Annotated in this window: 16 protein-coding genes and 1 tRNA gene; 13 read left to right on the forward strand and 4 right to left on the reverse strand. The window is 70.8% G+C overall.

What is annotated here, in order from left to right; genetic code table 11:
• Positions 1 to 10 precede the first annotated feature (10 nt).
• Genes rsmA through AB2L57_RS06625 form a run of 3 tightly spaced genes read left to right on the forward strand, consistent with a single transcriptional unit; the run spans position 11 to position 2871 of the window.
• Positions 11 to 862, forward strand: a complete 852-nt coding sequence (gene rsmA, locus AB2L57_RS06615) for a 16S rRNA (adenine(1518)-N(6)/adenine(1519)-N(6))-dimethyltransferase RsmA (RefSeq protein ID WP_409048374.1) — start codon at positions 11 to 13, stop codon at positions 860 to 862.
• A 9-nt stretch (positions 863 to 871) separates the two neighbouring features.
• On the forward strand, positions 872 to 1939 hold the full coding sequence (gene mgrA / locus AB2L57_RS06620) for an L-glyceraldehyde 3-phosphate reductase (RefSeq protein WP_409048375.1): 1068 nt from the start codon (positions 872 to 874) through the stop codon (positions 1937 to 1939).
• Entirely contained in the window at positions 1936 to 2871 is a 936-nt protein-coding gene (locus tag AB2L57_RS06625; RefSeq protein WP_409048376.1) for a 4-(cytidine 5'-diphospho)-2-C-methyl-D-erythritol kinase, read from the forward strand. Before mgrA ends, AB2L57_RS06625 begins: the two co-directional genes overlap by 4 nt.
• Positions 2872 to 2877: 6 nt before the next feature.
• Here the strand turns inward: AB2L57_RS06625 and AB2L57_RS06630 are convergent, their stop codons facing one another.
• Entirely contained in the window at positions 2878 to 4116 is a 1239-nt protein-coding gene (locus AB2L57_RS06630) for a DUF2254 domain-containing protein (RefSeq protein WP_409048377.1), read from the reverse strand.
• A gap of 311 nt (positions 4117 to 4427) precedes the next feature.
• Here AB2L57_RS06630 and AB2L57_RS06635 point away from each other — a divergent pair, with 311 nt between their 5' ends.
• The 6 genes from AB2L57_RS06635 to AB2L57_RS06660 all read left to right on the forward strand — a co-directional run bounded on the left by AB2L57_RS06635 (position 4428) and on the right by AB2L57_RS06660 (position 8526).
• Positions 4428 to 4793 carry a rhodanese-like domain-containing protein gene (locus tag AB2L57_RS06635; protein WP_292809626.1) on the forward strand — a complete coding sequence of 122 codons (366 nt, stop codon included), beginning with the start codon at positions 4428 to 4430 and terminating at the stop codon, positions 4791 to 4793.
• Between the two features lie 138 nt (positions 4794 to 4931).
• Positions 4932 to 5234 (forward strand): DUF427 domain-containing protein, encoded by a 303-nt coding sequence (locus AB2L57_RS06640; RefSeq protein WP_292809628.1) that lies wholly within the window; start codon positions 4932 to 4934, stop codon positions 5232 to 5234.
• Between the two features lie 49 nt (positions 5235 to 5283).
• On the forward strand, positions 5284 to 6108 hold the full coding sequence (locus AB2L57_RS06645) for an ABC transporter ATP-binding protein (protein WP_292809630.1): 825 nt from the start codon (positions 5284 to 5286) through the stop codon (positions 6106 to 6108).
• Positions 6105 to 6797: an ABC transporter permease gene (locus AB2L57_RS06650; protein ID WP_409048378.1), complete on the forward strand. Its 693-nt coding sequence runs from the start codon at positions 6105 to 6107 to the stop codon at positions 6795 to 6797. The genes AB2L57_RS06645 and AB2L57_RS06650 overlap by 4 nt, the downstream gene beginning before the upstream one ends.
• Positions 6794 to 7555, forward strand: coding sequence for an ABC transporter permease (locus AB2L57_RS06655; protein WP_409048379.1), 762 nt, complete (start codon positions 6794 to 6796; stop codon positions 7553 to 7555). The genes AB2L57_RS06650 and AB2L57_RS06655 overlap by 4 nt, the downstream gene beginning before the upstream one ends.
• A 56-nt stretch (positions 7556 to 7611) precedes the next feature.
• Positions 7612 to 8526: an ABC transporter substrate-binding protein gene (locus AB2L57_RS06660; protein WP_409048380.1), complete on the forward strand. Its 915-nt coding sequence runs from the start codon at positions 7612 to 7614 to the stop codon at positions 8524 to 8526.
• On the opposite strand, the gene AB2L57_RS06665 is transcribed toward AB2L57_RS06660, so the two are convergent.
• Together AB2L57_RS06665 and AB2L57_RS06670 are read right to left on the reverse strand one after the other, a co-directional pair.
• Positions 8523 to 8774: a hypothetical protein gene (locus AB2L57_RS06665; RefSeq protein WP_409048381.1), complete on the reverse strand. Its 252-nt coding sequence runs from the start codon at positions 8772 to 8774 to the stop codon at positions 8523 to 8525. The genes AB2L57_RS06660 and AB2L57_RS06665 overlap by 4 nt on opposite strands.
• Positions 8771 to 9457: an alcohol dehydrogenase catalytic domain-containing protein gene (locus AB2L57_RS06670; protein ID WP_409048382.1), complete on the reverse strand. Its 687-nt coding sequence runs from the start codon at positions 9455 to 9457 to the stop codon at positions 8771 to 8773. Before AB2L57_RS06670 ends, AB2L57_RS06665 begins: the two co-directional genes overlap by 4 nt.
• Positions 9458 to 9754: 297 nt before the next feature.
• On the opposite strand from AB2L57_RS06670, the gene AB2L57_RS06675 reads away from it, so the two are divergent.
• The gene (locus tag AB2L57_RS06675) at positions 9755 to 11563 is read left to right on the forward strand and encodes an ABC-F family ATP-binding cassette domain-containing protein (RefSeq protein ID WP_409048383.1); all 1809 of its coding nucleotides are present in this window, start codon (positions 9755 to 9757) and stop codon (positions 11561 to 11563) included.
• 24 nt (positions 11564 to 11587) lie between these two features.
• Here the strand turns inward: AB2L57_RS06675 and AB2L57_RS06680 are convergent, their stop codons facing one another.
• A complete protein-coding gene (locus AB2L57_RS06680; RefSeq protein ID WP_292809640.1) occupies positions 11588 to 12085 on the reverse strand; it encodes a MarR family winged helix-turn-helix transcriptional regulator in 498 nt (165 codons plus the stop codon).
• Positions 12086 to 12182: 97 nt separating this feature from the next.
• On the opposite strand from AB2L57_RS06680, the gene AB2L57_RS06685 reads away from it, so the two are divergent.
• The 3 genes from AB2L57_RS06685 (at position 12183) to AB2L57_RS06695 (ending at position 14707) form a co-directional block, all read left to right on the forward strand.
• Positions 12183 to 12254 (forward strand) — tRNA-Gln (locus tag AB2L57_RS06685).
• 1 nt (position 12255) lies between these two features.
• Complete coding sequence (glmU, locus tag AB2L57_RS06690; RefSeq protein WP_409048384.1) at positions 12256 to 13698, forward strand: bifunctional UDP-N-acetylglucosamine diphosphorylase/glucosamine-1-phosphate N-acetyltransferase GlmU; 1443 nt, start codon at positions 12256 to 12258, stop codon at positions 13696 to 13698.
• Positions 13673 to 14707 (forward strand): ribose-phosphate diphosphokinase, encoded by a 1035-nt coding sequence (locus AB2L57_RS06695; protein WP_292809644.1) that lies wholly within the window; start codon positions 13673 to 13675, stop codon positions 14705 to 14707. Before glmU ends, AB2L57_RS06695 begins: the two co-directional genes overlap by 26 nt.
• Positions 14708 to 14720 lie beyond the last annotated feature (13 nt).

Below are 14720 nucleotides of genomic sequence, written 5' to 3' on the forward strand. Positions count from 1 at the left end.
AGGTGAAGGCATGTCGGTGCACCTGCTCGGCGCGACCGAGATCCGCGCCCTCGCGACCGAGCTCGATGTCACCCCGACCAAGAAGCTCGGTCAGAACTTCGTCGTCGACGCCAACACCGTGCGCCGCATCGTGCAGGTGGCGCGCGTCGCACCGGGTGACCGCGTCGTCGAGGTGGGGCCGGGGCTCGGATCCCTGACGCTGGCGATCCTCGAGGCCGAGGCATCCGTCACCGCCGTCGAGATCGACCACCGCCTCGCCGAGCGGCTGCCCGAGACCGCACGCGCCCACGGTGTGCCCGAGGGTGCGCTGACGGTGGTGGATGCCGACGCCCTGCGCGTGCGGGAGCTTCCGGGCGATCCGGAGGTGCTCGTGGCGAATCTGCCCTACAACGTCTCGGTGCCGGTGCTGCTGCACCTGCTCGAGACGTTCCCGCGATTGGAGCGCGGTGTCGTCATGGTGCAGGCCGAGGTCGGGGAGAGGCTCGCGGCGCCCCCCGGCTCGAAGGTCTACGGGGCACCGAGCGCGAAGGCGGCCTGGTACGGACCCTGGCGGCTGGCCGGCACCATCTCGCGGCAGGTGTTCTGGCCGGTGCCGAACGTGGATTCGGTGCTCGTGGCGTTCGCGCGCGATGCGGAGCCCCGCGGCACGGAGGACGAGCGCCGACGCACGTTCGCGATCATCGACGCGGCCTTCCAGCAGCGCCGCAAGATGCTGCGCCAGGCGCTCTCGTCGGTGCTCGGCGGCTCCTCCGCCGAAGCATCGGCCGCGCTGGAGGCGGCGGGGGTGGCCCCCACCGCGCGGGGCGAGGAGCTCGGGGTCGAGGACTACCTGCGCGTCGCCCGTGTCTCTCCCGGTCGCTAGCCTGGAGCGGTGACAGAGAAGCCGCGCTTTCGCGCAGATGTGAAAGACATCCATCGTCCCTACGCCGCCGCAGCCGACCGCTACGGCGCGACCACATACCGGCAGGTCGGCACGTCGGGCCTGTATCTGCCGCCGATCTCCCTCGGACTGTGGTGGAACTTCGGTGACAACATCCCGTTCGACAACCAGCGTGCGCTGCTGAGGCACGCGTTCGACTCGGGGATCACCCACTTCGACCTGGCCAACAACTACGGTCCGCCCTACGGATCGGCTGAGACCAACTTCGGGCGCATGATGCGCGAGGACTTCGCGCGCTACCGCGACGAGATCATCGTCTCGTCGAAGGCGGGCTACGACATGTGGCCCGGCCCGTACGGCGATCTGGGCTCGCGCAAGTACATCCTCGCGAGCGCCGAGCAGTCGCTCACGCGCATGGGGCTGGACTACGTCGACCTCTTCTACTCCCACCGGGTGGATGCCGTCACCCCGATCGAGGAGACGATCGGTGCCCTCGACACGCTCGTGCGGCAGGGCAAGGCCCTGTACGTGGGCATCTCGTCGTACAGCGCAGAGCGCACGGCCGAGGCCGCGGCCGTGGCTCGGTCGCTCGGCACACCCCTGGTCATCCACCAGCCCTCGTACTCGATCCTCAACCGCTGGGTGGAGGACTCTCTCACGGGCGTGCTGCGGCAGGAGGGCATGGGCGCCATCGCGTTCACGCCGCTGGCGCAGGGCCTGCTCACCGACAAGTACCTCGGCGGCGGCCCCGCCGACCGTGCGCAGAAGCGCGGATCGCTCCCGGACCGTCCGCTCTCGGAAGCCGGGCTCGCCACCCTCCGCGGCCTGGACGTGATCGCCAAGGAGCGCGGGCAGACGCTGGCCCAGATGGCGCTGCAGTGGGTGCTGCGCGACGGGGTCGTCGCCTCGGCGCTGATCGGGGCATCCCGCCCCGGCCAGCTCGACGAGAACATCGCCGCCCTGTCGGGCCCCGCCTTCGACACCGAGGAGCTGGAGCGCATCGACGCCCTCGCCGGCACGATCGACGTCGACCTGTGGGCGGACTCGGCGACCACGTGATCCCCCTCGACGACACCCCGCGCGTGCACGTGCGCGCGCCCGGAAAGATCAACCTCTTCCTCGAGGTCGGTCAGGTGATGGACGATGGCTACCACGAGCTGGCCACCGCCTTTCAGGCGGTGTCGTTGTACGAGGATGTCTGGGCGAGCGAATCCGATGACTTCACGGTCGCGGTGCACGGCGCCGTCGACACATCGGGCGTGCCGCTGGACGAGCGCAATCTCGCGCTGCGCGCGGCCCAGCTGGTGGCGCGCGCGACCGAGCAGTCGGGTGGGGTGCACCTCGAGATCCGCAAGGGTGTGCCCGTTGCCGGTGGGATGGGCGGCGGGTCGGCCGATGCCGCGGCGGCGATCGTCGCGTGCGATGCGCTCTGGGGCACGGGTCTGAGCACATCGCAGATGCACGCGATCGCCGCGAGGCTCGGCGCCGACGTGCCCTTCGCCCTGCAGGGTGGCACGGCCGTCGGCACCGGCAGGGGCGACGAGCTGAGCCCGGCTCTGGCGCGCGGGCGGTTCGAGTGGGTCTTCGTCGCCGACGCCGGGGGACTGTCGACCCCCCAGGTCTACACCGAGCTGGATCGCCACCGCGAGCGGCATCGTGTCGACATCGCGCCCGCCGTGCGGCACCCGCTCGTCGATCCCGATGTCCTGCATGCGCTGCGGGCGGGCGACCCGGTGCGCCTGGCGGCGGTGCTGCGCAACGACCTGCAGGTGGCCGCGCTGAACCTCCGTCCCGAGCTCGCCGACCTGCTCGAGCTCGGCGAGCGCGCGGGGGCGCTGGCCGGCATCGTGTCGGGCTCGGGACCCACCGTCGCATTCCTGTGCGCCGACAGCGCCGCCGCCCTCGACGTGCGGGTGGCGCTGTCGGCGACGGGCCACGAGGCCCTGCACGCACACGGCCCCGTGCCCGGGGCGCGGGTCATCCCGGGCTGAGGGCGATCAGCGGCGCATCCACGCCTCGCGCGCCGTGGTGCGCAGCAGGGCGCGGTCGGAGCGCTCGGTGAGAGTTCGGTCGGCCCGTTCGCGGGCTGCCCGGGCGGCTCGGGCGAACTCGTCGGCGTGTGCGGGGCAGCTTGCGGCGCACGCGGCGAGCGTCTTCTGCAGCCGCACATGCACCTCGATCATGCCGGCGCCGTCCCGCGCGATCGGGCGGAAGCCGTCCTCGATCAGATCGCGGATGCCCGGGGCCGGTGCGTGCACCCGGTCGCAGGCGTCATCGTCATCGGGCGCCGCCGCGAGCACGGCGAACACCCGCTCCAGCGCGCCCAGCACCTCGATCGCCGTGCCCGGGTCGTTCGTCGACGGCGAGAGGGCGCGGCTGGCGATCTCGGCGAGGGCGATCACGCCCAGGCGCGGGTCCTGCTCGTAGGTGCGATGCGGATCGACCGAGAACGCGCGGCGCAGGGTGCGGCATCCGTCGTCGTCGAGGTCGCCCTCGATGTGTGCGAGAGGGCGCACATGATCGGCCATGGTGCCCGGGATGGCCGCGACGTGGACGATGAGGTCCTCGGACTCGGCGAGCCGCTGCAGCCTGTCGACGTCGACGGCGGTGACGTAGCCGATGTCGTCGGCGAACACGGCGCGGGCCCGCGTCGGCACGGGGACCCCGGGGCTGGCGCCGAGGTGGGGCCGCGCGGCGAACGCACGCGCGGCGCGGGTGGCGGCCTGCTCAACACGATCGATGACATCGGCCATGCGTCCGAACTGGGCCAGATGCGCGATCCAGCGCAGGAGCGTGATCGCGATGATCGCGATGACGGCGAGCGTGCCGAAGAAGAGCACGGTGCGTCCCTGCTCGGTGTAGTAGCCCGTCGAGAGGGCGACGATGCCGACGATCGAGAACAGGAACGAGCCGATGAACGTCGACAGGGCGTTCTGCGAGGTGGGGTCGGCGACGAGCAGCTGGGTCGCACGCGGCGTCGCCGTCGTCGTCGCGGCCGAGTACGCCGACACCATCGCCGTCAGGGAGAAGGTCGTGACCGCGAGCATCGACGAGGCGATGATCTGCAGGATGCTGTCGACCGAGTTCTGCCCCAGTTCGACCGCCAGCGCGTCGGGCAGGAAGGGCCCGAGCACCCCCGCGAGCAGCGCGAGGGCGATCGCGGCGAGGCTGAACATCGCGGCCCGGAACCAGATCCGGCGCACCAGCCTGCCGAGGAAGACACGCCATCCGCGCACTCGACCACCCCCCCGGCCCACCCTAGCCGCGCCGGAGCGCGACACTCAGCCGAACAGGCGCGCGAACAGCCCGCGCCTCTCCTCGGCCTCGTGCCCGCGGCAGCGCTGGCCAGCGGGCACTCCGCGCATCACCTGGTCGACGTGCTGACCGCATCCGGCCCAGGTCGTCTTTCCGCATCGTCTGCATGCCACGGCTCTGCACATGGTCTCTCCTTCAGGTCGTGGTTCAGTCGGACGCCGGTAGCGTAGCAGATACCCCTGGGGGTATAGTTTCGCTTGTATTCTCCGCCCGCTCGACGAAAGGACGACCCGTGCGTCGCCTGCTCTCCCTCCTCGCGCTCGTCCTGGGATTCGGTCTCGCCCTCACCGGGTGCGCGCCGACCGCCGCGCCCGCAGCGCTCGCCGCGGACACCGTGATCATCGACGTACGGACGCCCGAGGAGTTCGCCGCGGGGCACCTCGAAGGAGCCGTCAACATCGACGTGACGGCATCCGACTTCGATGCCCTCGTCTCGGAGCTGGATGCCGACGGGTCCTACGCGGTCTACTGCCGCACGGGAAACCGCTCCGCTCAGGCCGTCGAGCGCATGGCCGGTCTGGGATTCGACGACGTCGTCGATCTCGGCTCGCTGGAGGAGGCCGAAGCGGCGACGGACATCACCATCGTCACGGGCTGAGCCGCGAGGCGGGGCCGCGCGCAGTCGCGGGCGAACGGCACGGACCCTAGCCGTCACCGATTCGTCATGACAACCCCGGCCCCGGTGTCGGCGAGGGCCTATAGAGTCGAAACCCCGTCCGTCGCCCCAGGAGGAACGATGCGCGCAGTCTGGCGCGATCACGTGATCGCCGAAGCCCCCGAAGAGGATCTCGTCCGGATCGAGGGCAACTGGTACTTCCCGCCCGCGAGCATCGGCGAGGGTGTGCTCGAGCACAGCCCCACCGCGTACACGTGCTCGTGGAAGGGCGACGCGCAGTACTTCTCGGTCGTCACCCCCGCGGGCCGCTTCGACGACGGCGCGTGGAGCTACCCCGAGCCGATCCCGTCTTCGCTCGAGCGGGTCGGCACCGACTACTCGGGCTACGTCGCGTTCTCGCGCGGCGTCGAGATCGCGGCCTGAGCGCCGCGACCGCTCACCGAACGCAGCGCCCGACGAGGGGATACCGCCCGTGATCGAGTTCCGCAACGTATCGAAGGTGTTCCCCGACGGTACGCGCGCCGTCGGGGACTTCAGCCTCGCGATGCCCTCGCACAAGACGACCGTCCTCGTCGGGTCCTCGGGCTGCGGCAAGACGACGCTGCTGCGCATGATCAACCGCATGGTCGATCCGACCGCGGGTGTCATCGCGATCGACGACGAAGACATCGCCGCCCGGCCGCCCGTGCAGCTGCGCCGCAGCATCGGGTACGTCATGCAGAACTCGGGCCTGCTGCCGCACTTCACGGTGATCGACAACATCGCGACCGTGCCCGTGCTCCAGGGCACACCGCGGCGGCAGGCGCGCGAGCGCGCGCGGGAGCTGATGGACACCGTCGGCCTCGATCGCTCGATGGCCGACCGCTACCCGAGCCAGCTCTCGGGCGGTCAGCAGCAGCGCGTCGGAGTCGCCCGCGGGCTCGCCGCCGACCCCAACATCCTGCTCATGGACGAGCCGTTCGGTGCGGTCGATCCGATCGTGCGTGCCGAGCTGCAGGAGGAGTTGCTGCGCCTGCAGCGCGAGATCGGCAAGACGATCGTGTTCGTCACCCACGACATCGACGAGGCGTTCCTGCTGGGCGATCAGGTCGTGATCCTCGAGAAAGGCGCGGCGATCGCGCAGGTCGGCACGCCCGACGAGATCATCGAGAATCCCGCGAGCGACTTCGTCGCCAGCTTCATCGGCGCCGACAGGGGTAAGCGCGCGCTGCACCTGCGCGAGACCCCTCGCGGCACGGTCGTCGTCGATGCCGACGGGCGCACGCAGGGTGCGATCGTGGGGGAGCGCACGGCGTGAACTGGGTCGTCGAGAACCTCGACCTGATCTGGGAGCTCTCGCTCGACCATCTGCGGCAGAGCGTGCTGCCGATCATCCTCGGATTCCTCATCGCGATCCCGCTCGGGTGGGTTGCGTTCCGTTTCCGGCTGCTGCGCAGCGGCATCATCACGATCATCGGGCTGCTGTACACGATCCCCTCGCTGGCGCTGCTCATGCTCATGCCGGCGATCTTCGGCTACAGCGCGATCAGCGAGACCAACCTGATCATCGCGCTGACCATCTACGCCCTCGCGATCATGGTGCGCTCCGTCTCCGACGGGCTGCAGTCGGTCGACCCGGGCGTGCGACAGGCCTCCACCGCCCTCGGCTACGGTTCCCTGCGGCGTTTCTTCGCCGTCGAGTTCCCGCTCGCGGGTCCGGTCATCCTCGCGGGACTGCGCGTGACCGCCGTGAGCACCATCTCGCTCGCCACCGTGGGCATCCTGATCGGCGTCACGAACCTCGGCTATCTCTTCACCAACGGTCTGCAGCGCCGCATCATCCCCGAGGTCTTCGCGGGGGTGGTGGCCGTCGTGATCATCGCGCTCGTGCTCGACGGGCTGCTCGTGCTCGCGGGACGCACGCTCATGCCCTGGGCCCGCACACCCGGCAGGCGTGCACGGCGACGGGCGCGCCGCGCCGTCGCGGCGACGGAGGTGACCGCGTGAACCTCATCGCCGAAGCGTTCGCCTGGATGCTGTCTCCCGAGCGCTGGAGTGGACCCGCGGGCATTCCGGTCGCCCTCGCCCAGCACCTCGGCTTCACGTTCGTGTCGGTGCTGATCGCCGCCGCGATCGCGGTGCCGGTGGGGTGGGCCATCGGTCACACGGGCAGGGGACGCGAGATCGCCGTGGCCGTGTCGGGGGCAGCCCGCGCGGTGCCCTCGTTCGGTCTGCTGATCCTCCTCGTCCTGCTTCTGGGCGTGCTGCAGACCCCGACCGCCGCCGTCATCACCTTCGTGCTGCTCGGGATCCCCTCGATCCTCGCGGGCGCCTACACCGGGTTCGAGGCGATCGATCGACGCGTCATCGATGCCGGCCGGGCGATGGGCATGACCGAGTGGCAGATCCTCTGGCGCATCGAGGTTCCGCTCGGGCTGCCGCTGCTCGTGTCGGGCCTGCGCGCCGCGACCCTGCAGATCGTCGCGACCGTGACGATCGCCGCCTACGTCGGGCTCGGCGGACTCGGGCAATACATCATCCAGGGCATCCCGCTCCGGCGGTTCGATCAGGTGCTCGCCGGTGCGATCCTCGTCGCCGTGCTCGCCCTCGTGCTCGATGCCGTGTTCGCGATCCTCGAGCGTGTCGTCGTCCCGCGGGGCGTCGTCGCGGGGCGCGCGGGCGGATCGGGCCCGCGCACGCGCCGCCGTCGCGCGCGTGATGAGGCTGCAGCATCCCCCCGCTCGTCGGCACCCGCGCCCGCCTGACGACGCGCTCATCCCTCAGACCACAGCCCCACCCACAGAGAGAGAAGAACAGCACCATGTTCACAGCGAAGAAGAGGCTCGCGTTCGGCGCGGCCATCGCCGCGAGTGCGGCCCTCGTGCTCGCCGGCTGCTCATCCAGCAACCCCCTCGAGGAGGAGAACGGCGGCGGCGGAGAGCCCGCGGGCGACACGATCGTCATCGGCTCGCAGGACTACTACTCGAACGAGATCATCGCCGAGATCTACGCCCAGGCGCTCGAGGGTGCCGGGTTCGAGGTCGAGCGTCAGTTCACCATCGGGCAGCGTGACGCGTATATTCCCGAGCTTGAGTCGGGGGCGATCACGCTGTTCCCCGAGTACACCGGCAATCTGCTGCAGTTCTTCGACCCCGAGACCGAGGCGCGCACGAGCGAAGACGTCTACGCGGCGCTGCAGGATGCGCTGCCCGAGAACCTCACGGTGCTCGACCAGGCCGAGGCGAGCGATCAGGACTCCTACACCGTGACCGCGGAGTTCGCCGAGGCGAACGGCCTCACGACGATCGCCGATCTCGCGAACGTCACCGAGCCGCTGACCCTCGGCGGACCGCCAGAGCTGGCCGAGCGCCCCTACGGCCCCGCGGGCCTTGCCGAGACGTACGGCGTCGAGGTCACCTTCTCGGCGACCGGTGCCACGACGGTCGAGAGCCTCGTCGCGGGTGCCGTCAACGTCGCGAACGTCTTCACGGCCGATCCGATGATCCAGACGCAGGACCTCGTCGTGCTCGAAGACCCCGAGGGCCTGTTCCTCGCATCGAACGTCGTGCCGGTCGTGAATGCCGACGTGGCTGACGAGATCGCCGACGTGATCAACGCGGTCAGCGCCGCTCTGACGGCCGACGCCCTCGTCGCGCTCAACGTGCAGAGCACCGAAGAGATGATGTCGCCCGACGACATCGCCGCCGCCTTCCTCGAGGAGAACGGCCTGCTCTAGGCATCGATCATCACGACCAGATTGCCGAGACTCTCATGGCCCCAGGCCGCGAGGGCCTCGGCGATCTGCGTGAAGGGCAACTCCCGGTCGACGATCACCCGCAGACCGTCGTCGACGAGGGCGACGAGACGCTCGAGGCCGGCACCTGTCGGATAGGCGGCGATCGGCACGAGCGTGATCCCCGGATGCGCGAACGCGTTCGGGTCGAAGACGAGCGGTGAGATCACCCGGCCGCCGGGCGCCGTCACCCCGCGATCTCGTCGATGTCGCCGCTCAGATGCACGGCGTCATCGACGTGTCCCCGACCGATGCGGGCGAGCTCGGGCTTCAGGCCCCGTGTGTAGTCGATGGCGGCGGTCGCGCCGAGATCGATGAGCGTCTCGCGACCGGTGGGCGTGCGCCCTGTGGCGATGATCGTGGCGCCGGCGCGCGCGGCGAGCTGCACGAGGAGCGTGCCGACGCCGCCGGTGGCGCCGACCACGAGCACGGTGCGCCCGGCCACGTCGACGCCCAGGGCGTCGAGGATCGTGAGCGCCGTGGTGCCCGTGTGTCCGAGGCTCGCGGCCTCGGCGACATCGATGCGGCCGGGCGCGTGCCGTGCGCCGTCGGCAGCCGACACCGTCGTGTGCTCGGCGAACGCACCCTCCCGCAGGAACCGCTTGCTCACGACGCCGAACACCGCGTCGCCGACAGCGAATCCGACGGTGCCCTCGCCGAGGGCGTCGACGACCCCGGCGAACTCCCGGCCGAGGATCACGGGATAGCGGTACTCGAAGAACGGCGCCATGGCGCCCATCGATGCGGCGACATCGAAACCGTTCACCGACGCCGCGATCACCCGCACGCGTATCTCGCCGGGCTCGGGCTCGGGGACCGGCAGATCGACGATCTCGGGCGGCCTTTCGGGTGCCATGAGGGCGAAGGCTTTCATCGGGGTCTCCATCCCCGCGGGACGGGCGCCGCTCCGTTGCGGCGCGCACACGGCACCGCGTCGCCTCAGGAATACACCCGGCGCACCACCCCGGCAAGACCAGACGCGCACCGGACCCCCTGCCGGCTCGCTCGTCCGCAACGCTGCCGGGGTCAGCCGCTAGGGCCCGGGGGCCGGGGGTGGTGTCCCACTTTCTGTCGCCCGCCGCGGGCGTAGGCGACAGAAAGTGGGACATCCGTAACGGGGCGGGGGATGCCGGCGAACGGCGGGCGCCGCGCCGCGTAGCCTGGAGCGGATATGGCGCATCTTCTCGGGGCCGAGGCCCTGCACCTCGAATTCCCCACCAAAGTCGTGTTCGGCTCCGTCTCACTGGGCGTGAACGAAGGCGACCGCATCGGCATCGTCGGCCGCAACGGCGACGGCAAGTCGAGCCTGCTGGCGATGCTCGCGGGGCGTCTGCAGCCCGACGGAGGCCGAGTCACCGCCCGCGGCGGTGTGCACATCGGCGTGCTCGATCAGGCCGACGTGCTCGATGACGACGACACGATCGGTCACGCCGTGGTCGGCGAGATGGCCGAGCACGAGTGGGCGGGCGTCGCCCGCATCCGCGACGTCATCGCCGGGCTTCTCGGCGACCTGCCCTGGGACGCCCGCCTCGGCACCCTCTCGGGCGGACAGCGGCGCCGCGTCGCCCTCGCGCGCCTGCTCGCCGGCGACTGGGACATTCTCGCTCTCGACGAGCCCACCAACCACCTCGACGTCGAAGCCATCGCCTGGCTCGCCGAGCACCTGCAGCGCCGCTGGTCGGCCGGCGCGGGCGGCCTGCTCGTCGTCACGCACGATCGCTGGTTCCTGGATGCTGTCTGCACAGCCACGTGGGAGGTGCACGACCGTATCGTCGAGCCCTTCGACGGCGGGTACGCGGCGTACATCCTGCAGCGTGTGGAGCGTGATCGGCAGTCCGCGGCGATCGAGGCGCGCCGGCAGAACCTCGCGCGCAAGGAGCTCGCGTGGCTGCGCCGCGGAGCCCCCGCCCGCACGTCGAAGCCGAAGTTCCGCATCGACGCCGCCAACGAGCTGATCGCCGACGTGCCCGAGATCCGCGACCGGGTCTCGCTCCAGTCCCTCGCCCTGACGAGGCTCGGCAAGGACGTCGTCGATCTGCTCGATGTGTCGGTGTCGTACGACGGCACCTCCGTGCTCGATGACGTCGAGTGGCGGATCGCCCCGGGAGAGCGCACCGGCATCCTCGGCGTCAACGGTGCAGGAAAATCGACGCTGCTCGGCCTCGTCGCCGGCACCGTCGAGCCCACGTCCGGTCGCGTCAAGCGCGGTAAGACCGTCAAGGTCGCAACCCTGACGCAGCAGATGGACGCGCTGGATCCGCACCTCGATGACCCCGTGCGCGTGGTGATCGCGGGTCTGCGCACGAGCTACACGATCGGCTCGGGATCCAAGGCGCAGGACCTCACCCCGGGCCAGCTGCTCGAGCGCATGGGTTTCGCCGCCGAGCAGCTCTCCACCCCGGTGAAGGACCTCTCGGGTGGTCAGAAGCGACGCCTCCAGCTGCTGCTCATCCTGCTCGACCAGCCGAACGTGCTGATCCTCGACGAGCCGACGAACGACCTCGACACCGACATGCTCGCCGCGATCGAGGACCTGCTCGACTCGTGGGCGGGCACACTGCTCGTCGTCAGTCACGACCGGTACTTCCTCGAGCGCGTCACCGATCAGCAGTACGCGATCCTCGACGGCCGCCTTCGTCACCTGCCCGGTGGCATCGAGGAGTACCTGCGGCTGCGTGCGGAGTCGACCCGTGCGGGCGGCCGGGGCGACTCGTCGCGCCCGGACCGCGCCGCCGAGTCCGCGCAGGCGCCGCGACGCTCGGGTGCCGAGCTGCGTGCCGCCCAGAAGGAGCTCGCCGCGATCGAGCGCCGGATGGCCAGACTAACCGACGACGTCGCGCGCAAGCGCGCCGCCCTCGCCGATCACGACCAGTCGGACTTCACCGGGCTCGGCGAGAAGATGACCGAGATCGGCGCGCTCGATGCGGAGAACACCGCTCTCGAGGAGCGCTGGCTCGAACTGTCCGAGTCGCTCGAGTGACACGCGACACCCGAGCGCCGCGGATCAGGAGTCGAACCCGAGGCTGAGCTTGCGCAGAAGCGCGGCGAGGCGCTCGCGGTCGGCGCGGGAGAGGGTCTCGAGCAGCGCGGACTCGGCGTCGACGAGGCGTGTGATGGCAGCATCCACTCGTGTGCGGCCCTCGTCGGTGAGCGTGACGAGGACGCTGCGACCGTCGGCGGGGTCGTTCTCCCGCCGCACGAGCCGGCGGCCGACGAGCCGGTCGATGCGGTTGGTCATCGTGCCGCTGGAGACGAGCGTCTGCTGCAGCAGGCTCTTGGGGCTCAGCTGAAAGGGTTCGCCGGCACGGCGCAGGGCCGACAGGACGTCCCACTCCCAGGGTTCGAGGTCGCTGCGGCCGAAGGCGACCCGCCGCGCGCGGTCGAGGTGCTTCGACAGGCGATCGACGCGCGAGAGCACCTCGAGGGGCGAGAAGTCGAGGTCGGGGCGCTGGGTCTGCCAGGCGCCGACGATGCGGTCGACCTCGTCGCTCTCCTTCGGCATCCGACCATCATGGCATCGGTGGGCGAGCGGACGCGGGGTCACAGCCTCGCTCTGGCAGACTTGTCGGGCGGCGCCCGCCCTCCGGCAGGGCCCGCGGTCCGCCGTGGTGTAATGGCAGCACGACAGCCTTTGGAGCTGTGAGGTTCAGGTTCGAGTCCTGGCGGCGGAGCATGACCGATCGAAGCCTTGCCGTCATCGTCCTCGCCGCTGGCCAGGGCACGCGCATGAAGTCCCGTACGCCCAAGGTGCTCCATCACGTGGGCGGTCGCCCGCTCCTCGGGCACGTGCTCGACACGGCGGGGGCCCTCGATCCGCAGCGACTGCTGGTCGTCGTGCGGCACGAGCGCGACCTCGTCGCGCAGGCGGTGACGGATGCTGCCCCCGCAGCGATCGTCGTCGACCAGGACGAGATCCCGGGCACAGGGCGCGCCGTGCAGGTCGCGCTGGCGGCTCTGCCGGGGTTCGACGGCGACGTGCTGGTGCTCAGCGGCGACGTGCCGCTGCTCGAGGCCGACACGCTGACCTCGCTGATCGCGTCGCACCGCGACACCGGCGCGGCGGTGACCCTGCTCAGCGCCGTCCTCGAGGATGCGTCCGGCTACGGCCGGGTCGTCCGCGACGCCGAGGGAGGGGTCACGCGCATCGTCGAGCAGAAGGACGCCTCGCCCGAGGAGGCGGCCCTGACGGAGATCAACGCGGGGGTCTACGTCTTCCAGGCGGGGCCCCTGCGCACCCACCTCGACCTCGTCGGCACCGCCAACGCGCAGGGAGAGCGCTACCTGACCGACGTCGTGGCGCTGCTGCGCGATGCGCGTCACCGCGTGGCCGCGGCCGCGGCACCGAGCGCGGATGCCGCTCTCGGGGTCAACGACCGCGTGCAGCTCTCGGCCGCCGCCGCGACGCTCAACGCGCGCACCGTGCGCCGCTGGCAGCTCGAGGGCGTCACCGTGCTCGATCCCGCCACGACCTGGATCGACGTCACCGCAACGCTCGCCCCCGACGTCACCGTGCTGCCGAACACGCACATCCTGCGCGCCACCGCGATCGCGGAGGGTGCCACCGTCGGCCCCGACACGAGCCTCGTCGACTGCGAGGTCGGGGAGGGGGCGACCGTCACCCGCACAGACGCGACCCTCGCCGTCATCGGCGCGGGCGCGAGCGTCGGGCCCTTCGCCTACCTGCGTCCCGGCACGGACCTCGGCGCGAAGGGCAAGATCGGCACCTTCGTCGAGACCAAGAACGCCGTGATCGGCGCGAACAGCAAGGTTCCGCACCTGTCGTACGTCGGCGACGCCGAGGTGGGTACGGGCGCCAACATCGGAGCGGGAACGATCGTGGCCAACTACGACGGCGTCGACAAGCACCGCACGCAGGTGGGCGATGCGGTGCGCACCGGCGCCCACAACGTGTTCGTCGCGCCCGTTAGGATCGGGGATGGCGCGTACACGGGCGCCGGCACGGTCGTGCGGAAAGACGTTCCGCCGGGCGCGCTGGCGGTCGTGACGGGCTCGCAACGCAACGTCGAGGGCTGGGTCATCGCGCACCGTCCCGGCACGGCCGCGGCCGAGGCCGCAGAGAAGGCGGCTCATGGCTCGCAAGAAGAAGACGGTTGACCTCGACAGCGATCGCGGGATCGCACCGGGACTCGTCGCGAAGACCAAGAAGCGCCTCGTCGTCGTCTCGGGCCGATCGCACCCGACGCTCGCGACCGACGTCGCCGACGCGCTCGGCACGCAGCTGGCGCCGACCGAGCACCGCACCTTCGCCAGCGGTGAGATCTACACGCGCTTCGAGGTCTCCATCCGCGGGTGCGACGTCTTCGTGGTGCAGTCCTTCGGCAATCCCGTCAACGAGTGGCTTATGGAGCTGCTCATCATGCTCGACGCCCTCAAGCGCGCCTCCGCCAAGCGCATCACGGTCGTCGCCCCCTACTTCCCCTACTCCCGGCAAGACAAGAAGGGTCGGGGCCGCGAGCCGATCAGCGCGCGTCTGGTCGCCGACCTGCTCAAGACCGCCGGCGCCGACCGCGTGATGAGCGTCGACCTGCACGCCGCGCAGATCCAGGGCTTCTTCGACGGGCCCGTCGATCACCTCTTCGCCAAGCCCGTGCTGCTCGAGCACTTCGAGCAGACGCTCACCGCCGCCGACCGCGCGAAGCTCACCGTCGTCTCGCCCGACATGGGCCGTGTGCGCGTCGCCGACACGTGGTCCGACAGCCTCGGGGCACCGCTGGCGATCATCCACAAACGCCGCGACCCGAAGGTGGCCAACCAGGTCACCGTGCACGAGATCGTCGGCGAGGTCGAGGGGCGCGTCTGCCTGCTGGTCGACGACATGATCGACACCGGCGGCACGATCGTCAAGGCGGCCCAGGCACTCAAAGCCAACGGCGCCGAGAAGGTCATCGTCGCGGCGACCCACGCGATCTTCAGCGGCCCCGCGCTCGACCTGCTGCAGGACGCCGCGGTCGACGAGGTGGTCGTCACCGACACGGTGCCCCTGCCGCCCGAGCGGCGCTTCCCGGGTCTCGTGGTGCTCCCGATCGCGCCGCTGCTCGCGCGGGCCATCCACGAGGTGTTCGAGGACGGCTCGGTCACGAGCATGTTCGACGGCGCGGCCTGAGCCGCGGAGGGTC

The organism is Microbacterium sp. HA-8, from assembly GCF_046111165.1.
Taxonomy (GTDB): domain Bacteria; phylum Actinomycetota; class Actinomycetes; order Actinomycetales; family Microbacteriaceae; genus Microbacterium.

Bases quoted from the DNA above. Each gene is read 5' to 3' on its own strand.
- rsmA (WP_409048374.1), top strand. From the start codon at position 11: ATGTCGGTGCACCTGCTCGGCGCGACCGAGATCCGCGCCCTCGCGACC.
- AB2L57_RS06640 (WP_292809628.1), top strand. From the start codon at position 4,932: ATGCGCGCAGTCTGGCGCGATCACGTGATCGCCGAAGCCCCCGAAGAG.
- AB2L57_RS06660 (WP_409048380.1), top strand. From the start codon at position 7,612: ATGTTCACAGCGAAGAAGAGGCTCGCGTTCGGCGCGGCCATCGCCGCG.
- AB2L57_RS06670 (WP_409048382.1), bottom strand. From the start codon at position 9,457: ATGAAAGCCTTCGCCCTCATGGCACCCGAAAGGCCGCCCGAGATCGTC.
- AB2L57_RS06675 (WP_409048383.1), top strand. From the start codon at position 9,755: ATGGCGCATCTTCTCGGGGCCGAGGCCCTGCACCTCGAATTCCCCACC.
- AB2L57_RS06680 (WP_292809640.1), bottom strand. From the start codon at position 12,085: ATGCCGAAGGAGAGCGACGAGGTCGACCGCATCGTCGGCGCCTGGCAG.
- glmU (WP_409048384.1), top strand. From the start codon at position 12,256: ATGACCGATCGAAGCCTTGCCGTCATCGTCCTCGCCGCTGGCCAGGGC.
- AB2L57_RS06695 (WP_292809644.1), top strand. From the start codon at position 13,673: ATGGCTCGCAAGAAGAAGACGGTTGACCTCGACAGCGATCGCGGGATC.